Genomic DNA, 18,604 nt, shown 5'->3' on the forward strand with positions numbered 1-18,604 from the left:
TCGAAGTGCCGGTGCAGCGCGCGTACTCACAAGGCACGAGACTACGGGGTCGGGAGCGCTCCGCCGTTCCCGGGGCACCTCTCATACCGAAATACGCCGTAATACTCACTCACCGGCGGGCGCGTGTTCCGCGGCCGTCCGCACGTCGATCTCCCGCCAGAACCCTGCCCGGATCGCGTAGCGGTCGTGCTCGTCGATCTGGTCGTCCTTGTGCGCGAGCAGCCCGAACCGGGCCGCGTACCGCAGCAGCTCGCCGTCGATCCGGTGCGGCACCCGCGGGTACATCCCGGACAGCCGTTGCAGGTGCGCCTGGTCCCCGAGCCGCTCCATCCACCGCCGTGCGAAGACCTGCCCCACCTCGAAGGGGTCCCCGCCGACCGTGGTGATGTCCTCCTCCCGGTCGGCCCAGCGCTGTTCGGCGGTGGTCAGCTGCGCGAGGGTCGGCATGGACGCCACCTCGGGCGGCTCGGCGGCGCCCCCGGGGCGGTCGACCCAGCCCTTGTCGGAGGACCAGCGCAGGGTCGCGCTCGCGGGGTGCTGGGCGGGCTGGGTGCCCGGTGACCGCAGCGCGGCGAGGTCCTTGGGCGTCGGCACCCCCTTGGGCGCCGGCACCCGCTCCTGCGTGCCGTTCTCCGAGGGGGCGCCCGCCGGGGCGTGCTCGGTCTCCTCGTCGGTCCGCTCGGGTGCCCGGGAGAGCGCGGACTCGGGCAGCGGCGCGGAGAGGATCGCGGCGATCTCGGGCCGCGGCACGGGCGGCGGCGCGCACACCCCACCGAGGTCCTTCGCGCGGACGGCCTTGGTGATCCACGTACGGTCGAGCACCCGCCGCTCGTCCGCCTCGGCGACCAGGTCCTCCGACTGGTTGTAGTCCCCGTCGGCGGCCTGCACGGCCCACAGGTGTACGGCGACCCCGTGCTCCTTGGCCGCCATCATGCCCGGCAGCAGGTCGCCGTCGCCGGTGACGAGGACGACGTCGGAGCAGGCACGGTTGCGGGCCAGTTCGGTGAGCTCGGCGTGCATGGCGGCGTCCACGCCCTTCTGGGCCCAGCGTCCGTCGCTGCGGGTCAGGGCGCCGAGCCGGACGGTGACCCGGGGCATCACGCGCAGCCTGCGGTGCTCGGGCTGCGGGACGCGGTCGGGGGCGCCGTCGAACCAGTAGATGCGCAGCAGGGGCCGTTCCGTGTCGGACTCGGCCCGGTCGCGCAGCCCTTGGACCAGGGCGGCGTGGTCGACGGTGATGCGGGAACGGGAGGGCTCCCCGGCGAGGAGACTGGCGGCGGCCCCCAGCAGATACCCGGCGTCCACCAGGACGATGCAGCGGTCCACGCTTTCCACCCTCTTTCCGGGAGGTTTGCTTCGGGCTTGCTTCGAGTCTGCCCGACCGCGCGGGGGTTAACGGCCCGAACTCGATCTTCGGCGTGGCGTTTCGGGGCATTGCCCGGCGACATCCCCTGTCACGCACGGTAATTATCCGAAATGCGCCTGTTGTCAGCATATGTGAATCTGGTCCCGGCCCTGGCCCCTAGATCCCCACAGGAGGCATCACCATGGCCAAGAACAAGAAGCAGAACCGTAAGCCGTCGCAGCCCGAGCGCGCCCGGCAGGAGCCCCAGCACTCCTCGATGGAGACACAGACCGAGCAGCACGGGCCGCAGGTGACTCCCGGCGACATGGCCCGCAAGGGTCGGCAGAAAAACTTCGGCCACAACTGACATGTGCATAAAGGGTTGTTGAGACCCAGGTGCCCGAAGGGTCCTTGAGGCCCGGGTACACAGAGGGGCGCACCCCGTAAGGAGTGCGCCCCTCCGCATGTTCCGGGCCCGCTCAGCCCGCCAGGCAGGACGGTCCGAGCAGCACCTTCAGGTCACCGAAGAGCGCCGGATCCGGCTTCACCCGGTGCCGGTCCAGCCGCAGGACCGTCGTCTTGCTCGGTCCCTGGAGCTTGATGCGGACCTCGCTCTCGCCCTTGTGGTGGCTGAGGATCTCACCGAGCCTGCTGACCATCGGCGGGGTGACCTTCAGCGCGGGGATGGTGAGGATCACCGGCGCGTTGGTCCCCGCGTTGGACAGGTCCGGGACCTGGAGCTCCATGGCGACCAGGCGGGGCACGTCCTCGCGCTTGTCGAGGCGGCCCTTGACGAACACCACGGCGTCCTCGACGAGTTGGGTCGACACCAGCTGGTAGGTCGCCGGGAAGAACATGCACTCGATGGAACCGGCGAGGTCCTCGACGGTGGCGATCGCCCAGGCGTTGCCCTGCTTGGTCATCTTGCGCTGGAGGCCCGAGATGATGCCGCCGATCGTCACCACGGCTCCGTCGGCGTGCTCGCCGCCCGTGAGCTGGGCGATGCCCGCGTCGGCCTTGTCGGACAGCACGTGCTCCAGGCCGAAGAGCGGATGGTCGGAGACGTACAGACCGAGCATCTCCCGCTCCTGGGCGAGCAGATAGGTCTTGTCCCACTCGTCGTCGGTGAACTGCACGTCGAGTCCGAAGCCGGGCTCGTTGCTCTCCTCCTCGCCCATCCCGCCGAAGAGGTCGAACTGGCCCTCGGCCTCCTTGCGCTTGACCGCGACCACGTTGTCGATCATCGGTTCGTACTGCGCGGTCAGGCCCTTGCGGGTGTGCCCGAGGGTGTCGAAGGCGCCCGCCTTGATCAGCGACTCGGTGGTGCGCTTGTTGCAGGCGACCGCCTCGACCTTGTCGAGGTAGTCGGGGAAGGAGGCGTACTTCCCCTTGGCCTTGCGGCTCTTGATGATCGACTCCACCACGTTGGAGCCGACGTTGCGCACCGCCTCCAGGCCGAAGAGGATCACGTCGTCGCCCTGGGCCGCGAAGTTGTGCACCGACTCGTTGACGTTCGGCGGGAGCACCTTGATGCCCATGCGGCGGCACTCGTTGAGGTAGACGGCCGACTTGTCCTTGTCGTCCTTCACGGACGTCAGCAGGGCGGCCATGTACTCGGCCGGGTAGTTGGCCTTCAGGTAGGCGGTCCAGTACGACACCAGTCCGTACGCGGCGGAGTGCGCCTTGTTGAACGCGTAGCCGGCGAAGGGGACCAGCACGTCCCACAGGGCCTGGATGGCCTCGTCGCTGTAGCCGTTCTTCTGGGCGCCGGCCTGGAAGATGGTGAAGTTCTTCGCCAGTTCGTCGGGCTTCTTCTTGCCCATCACGCGGCGCAGGATGTCGGCCTCGCCGAGCGAGTAGCCGGCGATGATCTGGGCGGCCTTCTGCACCTGCTCCTGGTAGACGATCAGGCCGTAGGTGACGTCCAGGACCTCCCTGAGGGGCTCTTCGAGCTCCTTGTGGATGGGGGTGATCTCCTGGAGCTTGTTCTTGCGCAGCGCGTAGTTGGTGTGCGAGTCCATGCCCATCGGGCCGGGACGGTAGAGCGCGGAGACGGCGGAGATGTCCTCGAAGTTGTCGGGCTTCATCAGGCGCAGCAGGGAGCGCATGGGGCCGCCGTCGAACTGGAAGACGCCGAGGGTCTCGCCGCGCTGGAGGAGTTCGAAGGTCTTGGGGTCGTCCAGCGGGAGGCTCAGCAGCTCCAGGTCGATGCCCTTGTTGGACTTCACCATCTTGACGGCGTCGTCCATGATCGTCAGGTTGCGCAGGCCGAGGAAGTCCATCTTCAGCAGGCCGAGCGACTCGCAGCTCGGGTAGTCCCACTGCGTGATGGTCACACCGTCGGTGTGCCGGACCCAGACGGGCACGTGCTCGGTGATGGTCTCGCTGGACATGATCACGCCGGCGGCGTGCACGCCCATCTGCCGGACCAGGCCCTCGACGCCCTTGGCGGTGTCGATGACCTTCTTCACGTCCGGTTCGTTCTCGTACATCCCGCGGACCTCGCCCGCCTCCGAGTAGCGGGGGTGCGAGGGGTCGGTGATGCCGTTGAGGTCGATGCCCTTGCCGAGGACGTCGGCGGGCATCGCCTTGGTGATGCGGTCGCCCATCGCGTACGGGTAGCCCAGCACGCGCGCGGAGTCCTTGATCGCGTTCTTGGCCTTGATCTTGCCGTAGGTGCCGATCATGGCGACCTTGTCGGCGCCGTACTTCTCGGTCACGTACCGGATCACCTCGACGCGCCTGCGCTCGTCGAAGTCGATGTCGACATCGGGCATCGAGATGCGCTCGGGGTTGAGGAACCGCTCGAAGATCAGGCCGTGCGGGATCGGGTCGAGGTCGGTGATGCCCATGGCGTAGGCGACGATCGAGCCGGCCGCGGAGCCTCGGCCGGGGCCGACCGCGATGCCGTTGTTCTTGGCCCACATGATGAAGTCGGCGACCACGAGGAAGTAGCCGGGGAAGCCCATCGAGATGATGACGTCCATCTCATAGTCGGCCTGCTTCTGGCGGTCCTCGGGGATGCCGCCGGGGAAGCGGCGCTCCATGCCCCGGCGGACCTCCTCCTTGAACCAGGTGACCTCGGTGTAGCCGTCGGGGATGTCGAACTTCGGCATGAGGTTCTTGGCCTCGAACATGCCGGTGGTGTCGACCATCTCGGCGATCAGGAGGGTGTTGGCGCACCCCTCCTGCCACGCGTCCGAGGAGTCGATGGCGTACATCTCCTCCGTGGACTTCAGGTAGTAGCCGGTGCCGTCGAACTTGAAGCGGTCCGGGTCGGAGAGGTTCTTGCCGGTCTGGATGCACAGCAGGGCGTCGTGGGCGGTCGCCTCGTGCGCGTACGTGTAGTGCGAGTCGTTGGTGACCAGCGGGGGGATGCCGAGCTTCTTGCCGATCTCCAGGAGGCCGTCGCGGACCCGGTGCTCGATCTCGATGCCGTGGTCCATCAGCTCCAGGAAGTAGCGGTCCTTGCCGAAGATGTCCTGGTAGTCGGCGGCGGCCTTCAGGGCCTCGTCGTACTGGCCGAGCCGCAGCCGGGTCTGGAGCTCGCCGGAGGGGCAGCCGGTGGAGGCGACGATCCCCTCGGACCACTGGGAGATGGTCTCCTTGTCCATCCGGGGCCACTTCTGGAGCCAGCCCTCGGCGTAGGCGTCCGAGGAGAGCCGGAAGAGGTTGTGCAGGCCGGTGGAGTTCACCGCCCACATCGTCTTGTGGGTGTAACCACCGGAACCGGAGACGTCGTCCCGCTTCTGGTGCGGCTGGCCCCACTGGATCTTGCGCTTGTTGCGCCGGGACTCGGGGGCGACGTACGCCTCGATCCCGATGATCGGGGTGACCCCCGCCTTCTTCGCCGAGTGGAAGAAGTCGTACGCCCCGTGCAGGTTGCCGTGGTCGGACATGGCGATGTGGGTCATGCCCATCTCGTTGCACGCGTCGAACATGTCCTTGAGCCGCGCGGCACCGTCCAGCAGGGAGTACTGGGTGTGGACGTGCAGGTGCGTGAACGGCGGCTTTGACACGGCGTGGCCTCCATGGAAAACACTCGGCGACGGGCGGGCGGACAGATCCGGGGACAGCGTCGAAGTCTATGCCTCGGCACTGACACTCAAGGGGTCGCCCCGCGTACCTTCACAACGAGGGTCGCGGGCACTTTCACCCGGGCCCGCCCGTTGGACAGGACGACAGAAACGCTGTCGTACACATGCACCAGGAGGCACCCCGCGATGTCGGTACCGCAGCTCAACGACGAGCACCGCGGCGAGGAGATCCTCGCTGTCTTCGACACCGCCTTCGGCGAGCTCCTGGCCGCCGACCCGGCCGCGTTCCGCGTCAAGTTCCGCAAGATGGCGGCCTCGGCGTTCGCGTTCTACCGGGGCACGGCGTGCCTCTTCTACCACGACCTCGACGAGGAGAAGCGGGGCGGCCCGTACCTGGACGAGCGCACCTCGCGCGTGTGGATCCACGGCGACCTGCACGCGGAGAACTTCGGCACGTACATGGACGCCAACGGCCGGCTGATCTTCAACGTCAACGACTTCGACGAGGCCTACGTCGGCCCCTTCACGTGGGACCTGAAGCGCTTCGCCGCCTCCGTCGCGCTGATCGGGTACGCGAAGGCGCTCGGCGACGACCAGATCAGCGAGCTGGTGCGGGTGTACGCGGCCGCGTACCGGGAGCGGATCCACGCCCTGGCCACCGGCGCCAAGAGCGACGAGGTGCCGCCGTTCACGCTGGACACCGCCGAGGGCCCGCTGCTGGGCGCGCTGCGCGAGGCCCGCGCGCTCACCCGCTTCGGGCTCCTGGAGTCGATGACGGAGATCCGTGACTTCGAGCGCCGGTTCGCCGGGGGCGGCGGCTCGATCGAGCTGGACGCGGCCACCCGCTACAAGGTGCTGGCCGCCTTCGACGGCTATCTGGAGACCCTGCCGGAGGCCTCCCTGGACCGCCCGGACTCCTACCGGGTCAAGGACGTCGTGGGCCGCCGGGGCATCGGCATCGGCTCGGCCGGGCTGCCGTCGTACAACATCCTCCTGGAGGGCCACACCGACGCCCTGGAGAACGACGTCGTCATCTACATCAAGCAGGCCCAGACCCCGGCCGTCTCCCGGCACATCACCGACCCGGAGATCCGCGACTACTTCCAGCACGAGGGCCACCGCACGGTGATCTCCCAGCGCGCCCTCCAGCAGCACGCGGACCCGTGGCTGGGCTGGACCGAGCTGGGCGGCGCGGGCCAGCTGGTCGCCGAGATCTCCCCGTACGCCGTGGATCTGGACTGGAGCGACATCGACGACCCGGAGGAGATCGCGGCGGTCGTCGCCGACCTCGGCCGGGCGACCGCGACCATGCACGGGGCGGCCGACGACCAGTCCGGCGAGTCCCTGGTGCCCTTCTCCACCGAGCGGGCCATCGACGCGGCGATCGCGGCCGACGAGGAGGGCTTCGCGGAGCTCCTGGTCGACTTCGCGCACAGCTACGGCGCACGCGCGCGTGCCGACCACCAGACCTTCGTGGACCTGTTCCGCAACGGCCGCATCCCCGGCCTGTGACCAGGCTCGCACCGCTGTCGATAACGATAGGGCCGCGCACAGGGACTCTTTAGGGGTCCCTTACAGGCCCGCGTGACACACTCTCCACGCTATGGACATATCCGGGACCCAGCTACGAGCGCTCCGCGCGGCGCTGTTCACGGCACTCGTCGTGACGCTCAGCACCGCGTCGCACGTGCTGCTGTCCCGGGCTCCCCTGCCGCTGAACACGGTGGCGGCGGTCGCCGTCGCCGTGTTCGCGCTCGCCTACGCGCTGGCGGGACGCGAGCGCGGCTTCGGGCGGATCGCCGCCGTGCTGATCCCGCTGGAACTGGCCGCCGACACCGTCTTCACCACCGGCCAGCACGTCTGTTACGGCGCCGCGGGCGGCCCGGTCGCGGGCCCGCTGCGCACGGTCGGCTGGGACGTGTTCTGCGGCGACGGCACCAGCGTCGGCTCCCCGCTGGCCCGGATGACCGGGACCGACACCGACCGGCTCGGCGGCCTGCTCGCCCACGCCGATCCGCAGACCGCCTGGCTGCTGCTCGCCGCCCATGTCTCGGTGGGCCTCCTCGCGGCCGCCTGGCTGCGCCGCGGCGAGCGGGCCCTGGCCCAGCTGCTGCGGGCCGTGGCCGCCACCACCTTCCGGCCGCTGCTCCTCGCGGCGGCCGCGCTGACCGTGCGCCCGGCGCCGGAGCCGGGCCGCCCGGTGCGCCCCGGCCGCCGTACGGCCGTCGTACTCGACGAGATCCTCGCGCACTCCCTGGGACGGCGTGGACCGCCGTGCTCGGTCGCCTCCGCCTGAGCACCACCAGTCCCCTTCACGTACCCCCGCACACGATGTGCGCGCGTCCCCCTTTACGGAGAACACCACCATGAGCAAGCGGAACAGCCAGGCCGCGAAGACCGCCGCCCGCGAGCGGCTGCGCCAGGAGCGCGAGCGCCAGGCCAAGCGCGACAAGATGAAGCGTCAGCTCATCGTCATCGGCTCCATAGTCGGCGTCCTGGCGATAGCCGGCGGCATCAGCTACGCGGTCGTCCAGGGCAACAAGCCCAGTTACTGGGAAGAGGCCAAGAACGACAAGCTCGTCAAGCCGGCCAACTCCACGGGCACCGACGGCACGACGGTCGTGATGGGCAAGAGCACCGCCAAGAAGACCCTGGTCATGTACGAGGACCCGCGCTGCCCGATCTGCGCGCAGTTCGAGCAGACCGTCGGCCCGACGGTCAAGAAGGACTTCGACGAGGGCAAGTTCAAGATCCAGTTCGTCGGTGCGAGCTTCCTGGACGGCAACCTCGGCGGCGAGGGCTCCAAGAACGGCCTCAGCGCCCTCGGCGCGGCGCTGAACGTCAGCCCCGAGGCGTTCCTCAAGTACAAGGCCGCGATGTACTCGACGAAGTGGCACCCCGAGGAGAGCGGCCCGGACAAGTTCAAGGACGACTCCTACCTCATCAAGATCGCGCAGACCGTCCCGGAGCTGAAGGACAACAAGACCTTCCAGGACGCCGTGAAGAACGGCACCTACGACAAGTGGGCCCTGGACATGTCCGACAAGTTCAACAAGGACGGTGTGACCGGCACGCCTACCCTGAAGATGGACGGCAAGACCCTGACCGGTCCCGACGGCAAGAGCGCGCCGATGACGGTCGCCGACTTCAACACCGCGCTCGAGGCGGCCCTGAAGGGCTGACCGCGGCACTCTTCAGTCAAAAAGCGGGCGGACTTTCACGAGTTCGCCCGCTCTCGTTCATACCGATCAGTAACCTGATCGGCCGTGACTAGTAGACAGAGAACAGCCGACAGCAACTCCCTGTCCCCACGCCGCCGTACGGTCGTCAAGGCCGCGGCGGCGACCGCTGTCCTGGCCGCTCCGCTGGCCGCCGCATGGCCGGCCGGTGCCGCCGAGGCCCCCGCCTTCCTGCACGGCGTCGCGTCCGGCGACCCGCTCCCGGACGGCATCCTGCTGTGGACCCGGGTGACCCCGACCGAGGAGGCGACACCCGGCTCCGGGCTCGGTCCGGACGTGGAGGTCGCCTGGACGGTGGCGAAGGACAAGGCCTTCACGACCGTCGTCGCCAAGGGCTCCGTCACCGCGACCGCCGCCTCCGACCACACCGTCAAGGCGGACGTGCGCGGCCTCGCGCCCGCGACCGACTACTGGTTCCGCTTCTCGGCCGGCGGCACCGACTCCCCGGCGGCGCGCACCCGCACCGCGCCGGCGGCGGACGCCGCCGTCACCAACCTCCGCTTCGGCGTGGTCTCGTGCGCCAACTGGGAGGCCGGCTGGTTCTCCTCGTACCGCCATCTCGCCGCCCGCGGCGACCTGGACGCCTGGCTGCACCTGGGCGACTACATCTACGAGTACGGCACCGGCGAGTACGGCACCCGCGACACCGTCGTACGGCAGCACGCGCCGACCCACGAGATCCTCACCCTGGCCGACTACCGGATCCGGCACGGCAAGTACAAGACGGACCCGGACCTCCAGGCCCTGCACGCGGTCGCCCCGGTCGTGGCGATCTGGGACGACCACGAGTTCGCCAACGACGCCTGGTCGGGCGGCGCCGAGAACCACACCGAGGGCACGGAGGGCGCCTGGTCGGCCCGTCAGGCCGCCGCCAAGCAGGCCTACTTCGAGTGGATGCCGGTGCGCACGGCGACCGCCGGCACCACCTACCGCCGGCTGCGCTTCGGCAAGCTCGCCGACCTCTCCCTGCTCGACCTGCGGTCCTTCCGCTCCCAGCAGGTCGGCGTCGGCAGCGGCTCGGTCGACGACCCGAACCGTACGATCACCGGGCGCGCCCAACTCGACTGGCTGAAGGCCGGGTTGAAGTCCTCCGACACGACCTGGCGGCTGGTCGGCAACTCCGTGATGATCTCGCCGTTCGCAATCGGCTCGCTCACCGCCGACCTGCTCAGGCCGCTCGCGGAACTGCTCGGTCTGCCGAAGGAGGGCCTCGGCCTCAACCCCGACCAGTGGGACGGCTACACCGACGACCGCCGCGAGCTGCTGGCCCACCTGCGCTCCAACGCCATCCGCAACACCGTCTTCCTGACCGGTGACATCCACATGGCGTGGGCCAACGACGTGCCGGTGGACGCGGGCACCTACCCGCTGTCGGCCTCGGCCGCCACGGAGTTCGTCGTCACCTCGGTCTCCTCGGACAACCTCGACGACATCCTGAAGGTCCCCGAGGGCACGGTCACCGCGCTCGCCGCGCCGGTCATCCAGCTCGCCAACCGGCACGTCCACTGGGTCGACACCGACCGCCACGGCTACGGCGTCCTGGACATCACCACCGAGCGGGCGCAGATGGACTACTACGTGCTGTCCGACAAGACGAAGCAGAACGCGACCTCCACCTGGGCGCGTTCGTACCGCACACGGACCGGCACGCAGAAGGTCGAGCGGACCTACAGCCCCGTCTAGGGCCTGGTCAGAGGGTGTCGAGGAAGCCGAGGGCCACCCGCCAGGTGGCCTCGGCGGCCTCCTCGTCGTAGTCCGGCAGCTCGGGGTCGGTGTAGAGGTGACCGGCCCCGGCGTATCGGTAGACCTCCACGTCCGCGCCGGTACGGCCCATCTGGAGGTACCAGGCGCTCAGCCAGTCGTCGGTCTCGAAGGGGTCCGGCTCGGCCACGTGCAGCTGGACCGGCAGCCCGTCCGCGGTCGCGTTCGCCGCGATGTCCGAGGTGCCGTGCAGGAGCAGCAGGCCGCGGGCCCGCTCGTCGCCGAGGGCGAGGGTCTGGGCGACGGAGGCACCGAGCGAGAAGCCGGCGTAGACCAGGCCGCGCTCGGAGTAGGGCGCGGCCGCCAGGACGGCCCGCTTGAGCAGTTCGTCCTTGCCGATCTCCTCGTTGAAGGCCATGCCCTCCTCGACCGTGTCGAACGTGCGCCCCTCGAAGAGGTCCGGCGTCCACACCTCGTGCCCCGCCTCCCGCAACCGGTCGGCGGCCTGGCGGACGGCGGGCCTGAGGCCGTAGGTCGAGTGAAAGAGCATGATGTTCATGAGGCCATGGTGCCAGCCGGGACCGACAGTGCCGTTTCTCACGGGCGGCGAGCGGGTCCGGGGCCCTACCCACTTCGCGGCAGAAGTCACATGTTCATGCCCCCGCAGGGCCGGTTAGGTTCGGGGTCATGGAGAACGTACTCCGCCCACTGATCGTGGTCGGCGGCTCGGTGCTGCTCACCCTGCTGATCGGCTGGGCCACCGACCGACTGCTGCGCAAGGCCGACGAACGCCACAGCGAGACCCCGCTGTGGGGTCTGCTGCGCCGTGGCCGCATCCCCTACATGCTCGTGCTCTGCGCGGCCATGCTGAGAGGGTCGTACGACCAGGTGCGGCCGCTGCAACGGCACAACGCGGGCATCGGCCAGACGCTGACCCTGATCCTGATCGGGGCGACCGCCTGGCTGGTGATCCGGATCGCCGCCGCCGTCGTGGAGACGACGTACACCCGCTACGCGCGCGCCCACCACGACGCCGCCCGGGTCCGCCGGGTGCGCACCCAGGTCACCCTGATCATGCGGGTGGTCGCCGCGACGGTGGGCGTGGTGGCGGTGGCCGCGATGCTGCTGACGTTCCCCGCGATGCGCGCGGCCGGCGCCTCACTGCTGGCCTCGGCCGGAATCCTCGGCATCGTCGCCGGTGTGGCGGCCCAGTCCACGCTCAGCAACATGTTCGCCGGGCTCCAGATCGCCTTCGGCGACATGGTGCGCATAGGCGACACCGTGGTGGTGGACGGCGAGTGGGGCACCGTCGAGGAGATCACGCTGACCTTCCTGACGGTCCGCACCTGGGACGAGCGCCGGATCACCATGCCGGTGTCGTACTTCACGTCGAAGCCGTTCGAGAACTGGTCCCGGGGCACCCCGCAGATGACCGGCATCGTCTACTGGCACGTCGACCACACCGCTCCGGTGGAGCTGATGCGCGAGCGGCTGCGGGACATCCTGCGCGAGTGCCCGGCCTGGGACGGCCGCGACTACGGCCTGGCCGTCACCGACACCACCCCGAACACCATGCAGGTGCGCGCCCTGGTGACCGCCAAGGACGCCGACGACATCTGGACGGTCCGGGTCACGGTCCGCGAACAGATGATCCGCTGGCTGACCGACCACCACCCGTACGCGCTGCCGAGGGTCAACACGGCGGACGCGACCCTGGCTCCGGGCTTTCGACGGCTCAACGGCAACGAGAGGGACGGCGAGTCGTCCCGCCGCGCCCACGAGCCTCCGCGAACCGGGCGAGGCTGACGGTTCCTCATGGCGCCGGGTGCGGGGATCTACCTGGGGGCGCGGGGAACTGCGCGACCAGCCACGACGAGCCCGCACCCGCCCACCGACCGATCAGTGCCCCCTCTCGGCCCCACCATTGACCTGCACGACCTGCGAAGTCACATGCCCCGCCCCGGCCGACGCCAGCCAATGAAGCGTGGCGGCAACATCCCCCGGCGCCCCGGCCCGCCCGTTCAACGTGTCACCGACAAGCCGCTCCCGCCGAGCGGGATCGATCGCCGCCCCGAAGAACTCCGTGTCCTCGACATACCCCGGCGCCACCACGTTCGCCGTGATCCCCCGAGGCCCCAACTCCCGCGCCAGATCATGCGCGTACGGGTGCAGCCCCGCCTTCGCCGCCCCGTACGCCCCACTCCCGGAGCCCCGGTACGCGGCGATGGAGCTGACGAACAGCACCCGCCCTCCCGGCGAGGCGAGCCGCTCCTTCAGCCCCTCCGTGAGCAGCGCCGCGGTCAGCAGATTGAGCCGGAAGTTCACGGTCCAGTTGTGCGCGACGGCATCGAGCGCGTCGCCGCCCTCCACGGCCGGTTCGAGCTGCCCGGTCCCCCCGGCACTGTGGATCAGCACGTCCACGGTCCCGAGCTCCCGCTCCACGAACCCGACGACCCCGCGCACCGCGTCGACGTCGGCGAGATCGGCGGCGTACGTCAACGCCCCCGGCACGCCCGCCTTCTCCAGCACCTCGGCGCGCCGCCCGAGCAGCAGCACCCGGTCCCCCTCCGCCGCGAACACCTGCGCCGCCGCGCGTCCGATCCCCGTTCCGCCACCACTGATCACCACATTGCGAGCCATACGTCGACCCTACGAACCCACCGCCGGTCGGCTCACCCCGATTTACCTGATCTTCGCATCGCGGTCATCGCAGACTACGCACGTCCAGATGCCGCAACACCCGGTCCACGACCTCGGGATCGGCCCCCGGCTCGCTCCGCGCCGCCAGCACCTCGTGCCGCGCCGCGCTCAGCATCTCGCCCTGGATCCGCCGCATCCGCTTGAGCCGCCGCCGGGCCTCGCGCCGCTCCTCGTCCCCCATCTCCGGGTAGATCCGCACACCGATCTCGAACGCCCGCCGCTGCATCTGCTCCGACAGCTCCTCCGGCAGCTCCTCGGCACTCTCGATCTCCTTGAGCCGCTGCTTGGCGGCCTTCGCCGCCCGTACCGCCAGTGACTTCTCGAACTCCTTCTCCCGCTCGGAGTCGGCCGTCACCCCCAGCCGCTTCACCAGCCATGGCAGGGTCAGCCCCTGGAGCACCAGGGTCGCCATGATCACCCCGAACGCGATGAAGATGATCTCGTCCCGGTCGGGGAACCCCGCCCCGGACTCGGTCTCCAGCGGAATGGCCAGGGCCAGCGCGACGGATGCCACACCCCGCATCCCGGACCACCACATGATGACGGTCTCCCGCCACCCCACCGGGATCTCCTCCTCGTAGTCGCGCTTGGCGTGCATGCGTTTGGTCAGCGCGGTCGCCGGCAGCAGCCACGCGAGCCGTACGAACACGACCACGGCCACGATCACCCCGGCCCAGCCGAGCATCTCGCCCCAGCGTCCGGAGGCGGTCCTGATCGCGTTGTGCAGTTCCAGCCCGATGAGCCCGAAGGCCACCCCGGTCACGAGCGTGTCGACGATGTCCCAGAAGGTGTGCCCGGCGAGCCGGGTCATCACGTCGTCGGCGTCGGAGCCGTACTCGGCGAGGAACAGCGCGGTGGTCAGCACCGCGAGCACACCGGAGCCGTGCAGCTCCTCGGCGAGGACGTAGGAGGCGTACGGCACGAGGACCGTGAGCCCGATCTGGAGGGTCGCGTCGCCCAGCAGGTCCATCAGCTTGTTCGCGCCCCAGCCCAGCGCGAGCCCCACGGCGACGGCCACCACGGCGGAGAGCACCAGCTCGAGGGCGGCCTCGCCCGGGGTGAAGGAGCCGCTCACGGCGGCGGCGACGGCCACGTGGTACAGCACGATCGCCGTGACGTCGTTGAAGAGGCCCTCGCCCTCCAGGATGGACACCAGCCTGCGGGGCAGCCCGAGTTGGCCCGCGACCGCGGTCGCGGCGACCGGGTCGGGCGGTGCGACGAGCGCGCCGAGCGCGACGGCGGCGGCGATCGGCAGACCCGGCACGATGGTGTGGGCGACCGCCGCCACACACAGGGTCGTGACGAAGACGAGGGCGACGGCGAGCAGGAAGATCGGCCGTTTGTTCGCCGCGAACTGGCGCCAGGAAGTGCGCCGGACGGCGGCGTAGAGCAGCGGCGGCAACAGGATGGGCAGGATCAGATCGGGCGGGATGTCGACATTCGGCACGAAGTCGAGCACCGCGAGGACGATCCCGAGCAGGGTCATCAGCACGGGCGCCGGCAGACCGAACCGGTCCCCCACCGGGACGCTGATCAGAGCCCCCAGCAACAACACGAACAACAGGGCCAACTGATCCACGGTCAGAACTCCGGGCACCTCGACAAACCAACGGTCCCTTAAGTCTGCCCGCTCAACCCCCTGCCCTCCCCGACCGCCGCCAGTCGTCTACCGACCGTCCACCCGACCGACCGCTCTTCGCCTGCGCACCGGCCTCCCCTTCCGGCCGTCGCCGCATCCCGGCGGTGCCGAACCGACCGGACCCCCGCACCGGGAACCGACGGAACCCGAGCCAGAACCCGCCGGACCCGATCCAACAACCCGCCGAACTCGATCCAGCAACCCGCCGAACCGTCAGAGCACCCGCCGCATGGCCCGGTGCGCGATCCCCGCATCCGGGAATTCCGGCCCGTACGCCACGTACCCCAGCCGCTCGTAGAACCCCAGCGCATGCGTCTGCGCATGCAGATCCACCGCGGCCAGCCCACGCCCCCGCGCCGCGTCCTCGATGGCCCGCACCAGCGCCGCCCCCACCCCGAGCCCCCGCGCCGCCTGCGTCACCGCGAGCCGCCCCAGCGACCCCACCGACTCGTCGCCACCGGTCTTCCCGGCCGCCGCCGCACCGAACAGCAGCCGCCCGGTCCCGAGCGGCACCCCGTCCTCCCGCACGGCCAGCACATGCAGCGCTACGGCGTCGTAGGCGTCGTACTCAATGTCCTCGGGCACGCCCTGCTCACCGACGAAGACCTCCTTGCGCACCGCGAAGCAGGCCTCCTGGTCGGCGGGATCCTCGGCGACCCGCACCTCGTACGCGCGCGTGCTCACCCGTAGGTCTCCTCGCGCACCAGGTCCAGAGCGTGCTGGAGGTCCTCGGGATAGTCGCTCGCGAACTCCACCCACTCCCCGTCCCCGGGGTGCTCGAAGCCCAGCCGTACGGCGTGCAGCCACTGCCGGGTCAGCCGCAGCCGCTTGGCGAGCGTCGGGTCGGCGCCGTACGTCAGGTCGCCGACGCAGGGATGCCGGTGGGCCGCCATGTGGACGCGGATCTGGTGGGTGCGCCCGGTCTCCAGCTTCACGTCGAGCAGCGAGGCCGCGCGGAACGCCTCGATGAGGTCGTAGTGCGTCACGGACGGCTTGCCCTCCGCGGTGACCGCCCACTTGTAGTCGTGGTTGGGGTGCCGGCCGATGGGCGCGTCGATGGTGCCGCTGGTCGGGTCGGGGTGGCCCTGGACGAGCGTGTGGTACCGCTTGTCGACCGTGCGCTCCTTGAACTGGCGCTTGAGCGAGGTGTACGCCCGCTCCGACTTGGCCACGACCATCAGCCCCGAGGTGCCCACGTCGAGCCGGTGCACGATGCCCTGGCGCTCGGCGGCCCCGGAGGTCGAGATGCGGTACCCGGCGGCGGCGAGCCCGCCGATCACGGTGGTGCCGGTCCAGCCCGGCGAAGGGTGCGCGGCCACGCCGACGGGCTTGACGATCACGACCACGTCGTCGTCGTCATGGACGATCTCCATGCCCTCGACGGGCTCGGCGACGATCTGCACCGGCGCGGGCGCCTGCGGCATCTCCACCTCGAGCCAGGCCCCGCCGTGCACCCGCTCGGACTTCCCGACCACCGACCCGTCGACCGTGACCTTCCCCGAGGCGGCGAGCTCGGCCGCCTTGGTCCGGGAGAAGCCGAACATGCGGGAGATGGCGGCGTCGACGCGCTCGCCCTCCAGTCCGTCGGGCACGGGCAGGGTACGGATCTCGGGAATGGTGCTCACCCGTCGAGTATGCCGGACGGGTGACACCGCCCCGAACGAGCCTGTGGAAAACCCGGGCTCAGTCCTTGTGGACGGTCCCGTCCGGGTCCAGGCCCCTGAAGGACAGCAGCACGATCAGGATGCCGCCGCACACGATCGCCGAGTCGGCGAGGTTGAAGACCGCGAAGTGCTTGGGCGCGATGAAGTCGACGACCGCGCCCTCGAACACGCCGGGCGAGCGGAAGAGCCGGTCGGTGAGGTTGCCGAGGGCGCCGCCCAGCAGCAGTCCGAGCGCGATCGCCCAGGGCAGGCTGTAGAGCTTGCGGGCGAGCCGGGCGATGACCACGATCACGGCGGCCGCGATCACCGTGAAGATCACGGTGAAGGCCTCGCCGAAGCCGAAGGCCGCGCCCGCGTTGCGGATCGCCTCCAGCCTCAGCCAGTCCCCGATGATCTCGATCGGCTCGTGATGCTCCAGCTTGGCGACCACGATCATCTTGCTGATCAGGTCCAGGGCATACGCGAAAGCGGCGACCGTGAACAGCACGGCGACACGGCGCTTGCCCCGGGACCGCGCCGTCTGGTCCTGCTCCGGCTCGGCCCCCGCCGCCTCTGGGGTATCCGGCGTACCGATGATGCGCTCCGCCTCTGTCACGTGAGTCCCTCGACCTAGGTACCTGACTGAGGACGAGGGTACGACACGCCCACAAGGACCCTCAGTACCGGCGTTCCTGCTTCTGCTTGCACTCCACGCACAGGGTCGCGCGTGGGAAGGCCTGCATGCGTGCCTTTCCGATGGGATTGCCGCAGTTCTCGCACAGGCCGTAGGTGCCGGCGTCGAGGCGTCCGAGGGCGCGCTCGGTCTGGGTGAGCATCTCGCGCGCGTTGGCAGCGAGGGCCATCTCGCTCTCCCGCGTGATGTTCTTCGTGCCGGTGTCGGCCTGGTCGTCGCCCGCGCCGTCGCCGGAGTCCCGCATGAGCCCGACCAGGGACTCCTCGGAGGTGGTGATCTCGGTGCGCAGCCGCAGCACCTCGGCCGTCAGCTCCGCGCGCGCCTCCTCGACCTCCTCGGGCGTCCAGGGATCCTCACCGGGGCGTACCGCGAGTTCGCCGGGCTCCACCGCGGTGACACGCGCGTTGGGTACGGCGGCCTTGGCCGCCGTGGCCGTGCCAGGAGTCTTCTTCGCAACCACCGTCGTGGCTCCCGTCTTCTTCGCGGCCTCGGCCGCGCCCGCCTTCTTGGCCGTGCTCTTCCTGCCCGCCCGCTTCGTGGGGGTGCTCCTCCCGGAGGTGCCCTGCCCGGCATCCCCCTGCGGGACACCGGCCTCCGCGGCGACCGTCTCCTCGACCGTGGTGTCCTTCACGGCGGTCTTCTTCCCCGCGGCCTTCGTCGCAGCCGCCTTCTTGGCCGCGGCCTTGGTTCCGGCCACGCTCTTGGCCGTGCTCTTCGTGGCAGCGGCGCTCTTGGCCGCACTCTTCGTGGCAGCGGCGCTCTTGGCCGCACTCTTCGTGGCAGCCGCGCTCTTGGCCGCACTCTTCGTGGCAGCCGCGCTCTCGGCCGCACTCTTCTTCGTGACCGCCTTCTTCTTCGAGGCCGGGGCCTTCTTGGCGACGCCGGACTTCTCGGCGCCCCCGGCCTTCTCGGCCGCCTTCTTGGTGACCGCAGCCTTCTCGCCGGCCGCCTCCTTCGCGACCGCCTTCTTGCCTGCCGTTTTCCTCGCCGTCGCGGTCTGCTTCGTGACCGAGGCCTTCCCGACACCCCTGGTGCTCTCCGCCGTCCCGCCGACCGGCGGCCCGGCCGCCGGTCTCCCGGCCGAGCGCTCCTCCTCCGCGGCCCCCCGTCCGCCGGGAGCCGCCCCCGACGCCGTGGCCTTCTTGCCGGCGGCCTTCTTCGCAACGCTCTTCGCCGCCGCTCCGACCGCCTTCACGGCCTTGACCGCACCCTTGGCGGGCGACGCGGCGGACGCCCCCCGCGCGCTCTTCTTCCCGCCCGCCCCTTTGGCCTCGCCGCCGGAGGCCCGGGCATCGGTGGACCGGCCCGACGCCGACTGCTGTACGGCGGTCTTCTTCGCCACCATGCCGCGGCCCCTTCACATATTGTGATCTTGCTCGCGAATCGTGCTGGGACGATAAATCGACTTGAGTCCCGCGGCAACGGGGCACGCCGCCCGATTCGCCCGCCCCACGCGCGCGGGGCGGGAAGCATGCAAGCGTTGTGCCCAGCTCCCCGCCGGGTAATCCGCCGGACCGCCCGTCCCGGAATGCGAACAGCCGTGCCGCTCCATTCGGGTCACCCCACGCCCTACGGCGGCCTCCCCACCCGGCCCCGGAAAACCGGT

15 protein-coding genes are annotated in these 18,604 nt (G+C 70.1%); 6 read left to right on the forward strand and 9 right to left on the reverse strand.

Annotated features, from left to right (window positions below; genetic code table 11):
• Positions 1 to 105: 105 nt before the first annotated feature.
• The gene (locus AC2XR2_RS11230; protein ID WP_381302876.1) at positions 106 to 1,326 is read right to left on the reverse strand and encodes an NYN domain-containing protein; all 1,221 of its coding nucleotides are present in this window, start codon (positions 1,324 to 1,326) and stop codon (positions 106 to 108) included.
• Positions 1,327 to 1,547: 221 nt separating this feature from the next.
• On the opposite strand from AC2XR2_RS11230, the gene AC2XR2_RS11235 reads away from it, so the two are divergent.
• Complete coding sequence (locus AC2XR2_RS11235; protein WP_491514945.1) at positions 1,548 to 1,712, forward strand: hypothetical protein; 165 nt, start codon at positions 1,548 to 1,550, stop codon at positions 1,710 to 1,712.
• A 112-nt stretch (positions 1,713 to 1,824) separates the two neighbouring features.
• On the opposite strand, the gene dnaE is transcribed toward AC2XR2_RS11235, so the two are convergent.
• Positions 1,825 to 5,364 (reverse strand): DNA polymerase III subunit alpha, encoded by a 3,540-nt coding sequence (gene dnaE, locus AC2XR2_RS11240; protein WP_381302878.1) that lies wholly within the window; start codon positions 5,362 to 5,364, stop codon positions 1,825 to 1,827.
• Positions 5,365 to 5,568: 204 nt separating this feature from the next.
• On the opposite strand from dnaE, the gene AC2XR2_RS11245 reads away from it, so the two are divergent.
• From AC2XR2_RS11245 to AC2XR2_RS11260, 4 genes are all read left to right on the forward strand, one after another.
• On the forward strand, positions 5,569 to 6,894 hold the full coding sequence (locus AC2XR2_RS11245; protein ID WP_330267558.1) for a DUF2252 domain-containing protein: 1,326 nt from the start codon (positions 5,569 to 5,571) through the stop codon (positions 6,892 to 6,894).
• Between the two features lie 91 nt (positions 6,895 to 6,985).
• Positions 6,986 to 7,678: a hypothetical protein gene (locus tag AC2XR2_RS11250; RefSeq protein ID WP_330267557.1), complete on the forward strand. Its 693-nt coding sequence runs from the start codon at positions 6,986 to 6,988 to the stop codon at positions 7,676 to 7,678.
• Positions 7,679 to 7,748: 70 nt separating this feature from the next.
• Complete coding sequence (locus AC2XR2_RS11255) at positions 7,749 to 8,564, forward strand: thioredoxin domain-containing protein (protein WP_491514946.1); 816 nt, start codon at positions 7,749 to 7,751, stop codon at positions 8,562 to 8,564.
• Between the two features lie 84 nt (positions 8,565 to 8,648).
• The gene (locus AC2XR2_RS11260) at positions 8,649 to 10,304 is read left to right on the forward strand and encodes an alkaline phosphatase D family protein (protein WP_491514947.1); all 1,656 of its coding nucleotides are present in this window, start codon (positions 8,649 to 8,651) and stop codon (positions 10,302 to 10,304) included.
• A 7-nt stretch (positions 10,305 to 10,311) separates the two neighbouring features.
• On the opposite strand, the gene AC2XR2_RS11265 is transcribed toward AC2XR2_RS11260, so the two are convergent.
• The gene (locus AC2XR2_RS11265) at positions 10,312 to 10,881 is read right to left on the reverse strand and encodes a dienelactone hydrolase family protein (protein ID WP_381302880.1); all 570 of its coding nucleotides are present in this window, start codon (positions 10,879 to 10,881) and stop codon (positions 10,312 to 10,314) included.
• A gap of 128 nt (positions 10,882 to 11,009) precedes the next feature.
• Between AC2XR2_RS11265 and AC2XR2_RS11270 the strand changes: the two genes are divergently transcribed.
• Positions 11,010 to 12,128, forward strand: a complete 1,119-nt coding sequence (locus AC2XR2_RS11270) for a mechanosensitive ion channel family protein (protein WP_381302881.1) — start codon at positions 11,010 to 11,012, stop codon at positions 12,126 to 12,128.
• Between the two features lie 93 nt (positions 12,129 to 12,221).
• Here the strand turns inward: AC2XR2_RS11270 and AC2XR2_RS11275 are convergent, their stop codons facing one another.
• From AC2XR2_RS11275 to AC2XR2_RS11300, 6 genes are all read right to left on the reverse strand, one after another.
• Positions 12,222 to 12,962, reverse strand: coding sequence for an SDR family NAD(P)-dependent oxidoreductase (locus AC2XR2_RS11275; protein WP_381302882.1), 741 nt, complete (start codon positions 12,960 to 12,962; stop codon positions 12,222 to 12,224).
• Positions 12,963 to 13,026: 64 nt separating this feature from the next.
• Positions 13,027 to 14,601, reverse strand: coding sequence for a Na+/H+ antiporter (locus AC2XR2_RS11280; RefSeq protein ID WP_491514948.1), 1,575 nt, complete (start codon positions 14,599 to 14,601; stop codon positions 13,027 to 13,029).
• Between the two features lie 273 nt (positions 14,602 to 14,874).
• A complete protein-coding gene (locus AC2XR2_RS11285) occupies positions 14,875 to 15,345 on the reverse strand; it encodes a GNAT family N-acetyltransferase (RefSeq protein ID WP_449352134.1) in 471 nt (156 codons plus the stop codon).
• Complete coding sequence (locus tag AC2XR2_RS11290; RefSeq protein WP_123760144.1) at positions 15,342 to 16,286, reverse strand: RluA family pseudouridine synthase; 945 nt, start codon at positions 16,284 to 16,286, stop codon at positions 15,342 to 15,344. The genes AC2XR2_RS11285 and AC2XR2_RS11290 overlap by 4 nt, the downstream gene beginning before the upstream one ends.
• 58 nt (positions 16,287 to 16,344) lie before the next feature.
• Positions 16,345 to 16,920 carry a signal peptidase II gene (gene lspA / locus AC2XR2_RS11295; protein WP_381302885.1) on the reverse strand — a complete coding sequence of 192 codons (576 nt, stop codon included), beginning with the start codon at positions 16,918 to 16,920 and terminating at the stop codon, positions 16,345 to 16,347.
• A gap of 61 nt (positions 16,921 to 16,981) precedes the next feature.
• The gene (locus tag AC2XR2_RS11300) at positions 16,982 to 18,343 is read right to left on the reverse strand and encodes a TraR/DksA family transcriptional regulator (protein ID WP_491514949.1); all 1,362 of its coding nucleotides are present in this window, start codon (positions 18,341 to 18,343) and stop codon (positions 16,982 to 16,984) included.
• Between the last annotated feature and the right edge of the window lie 261 nt (positions 18,344 to 18,604).

Source organism: Streptomyces sp. LS-MS-L19 (assembly GCF_058382285.1).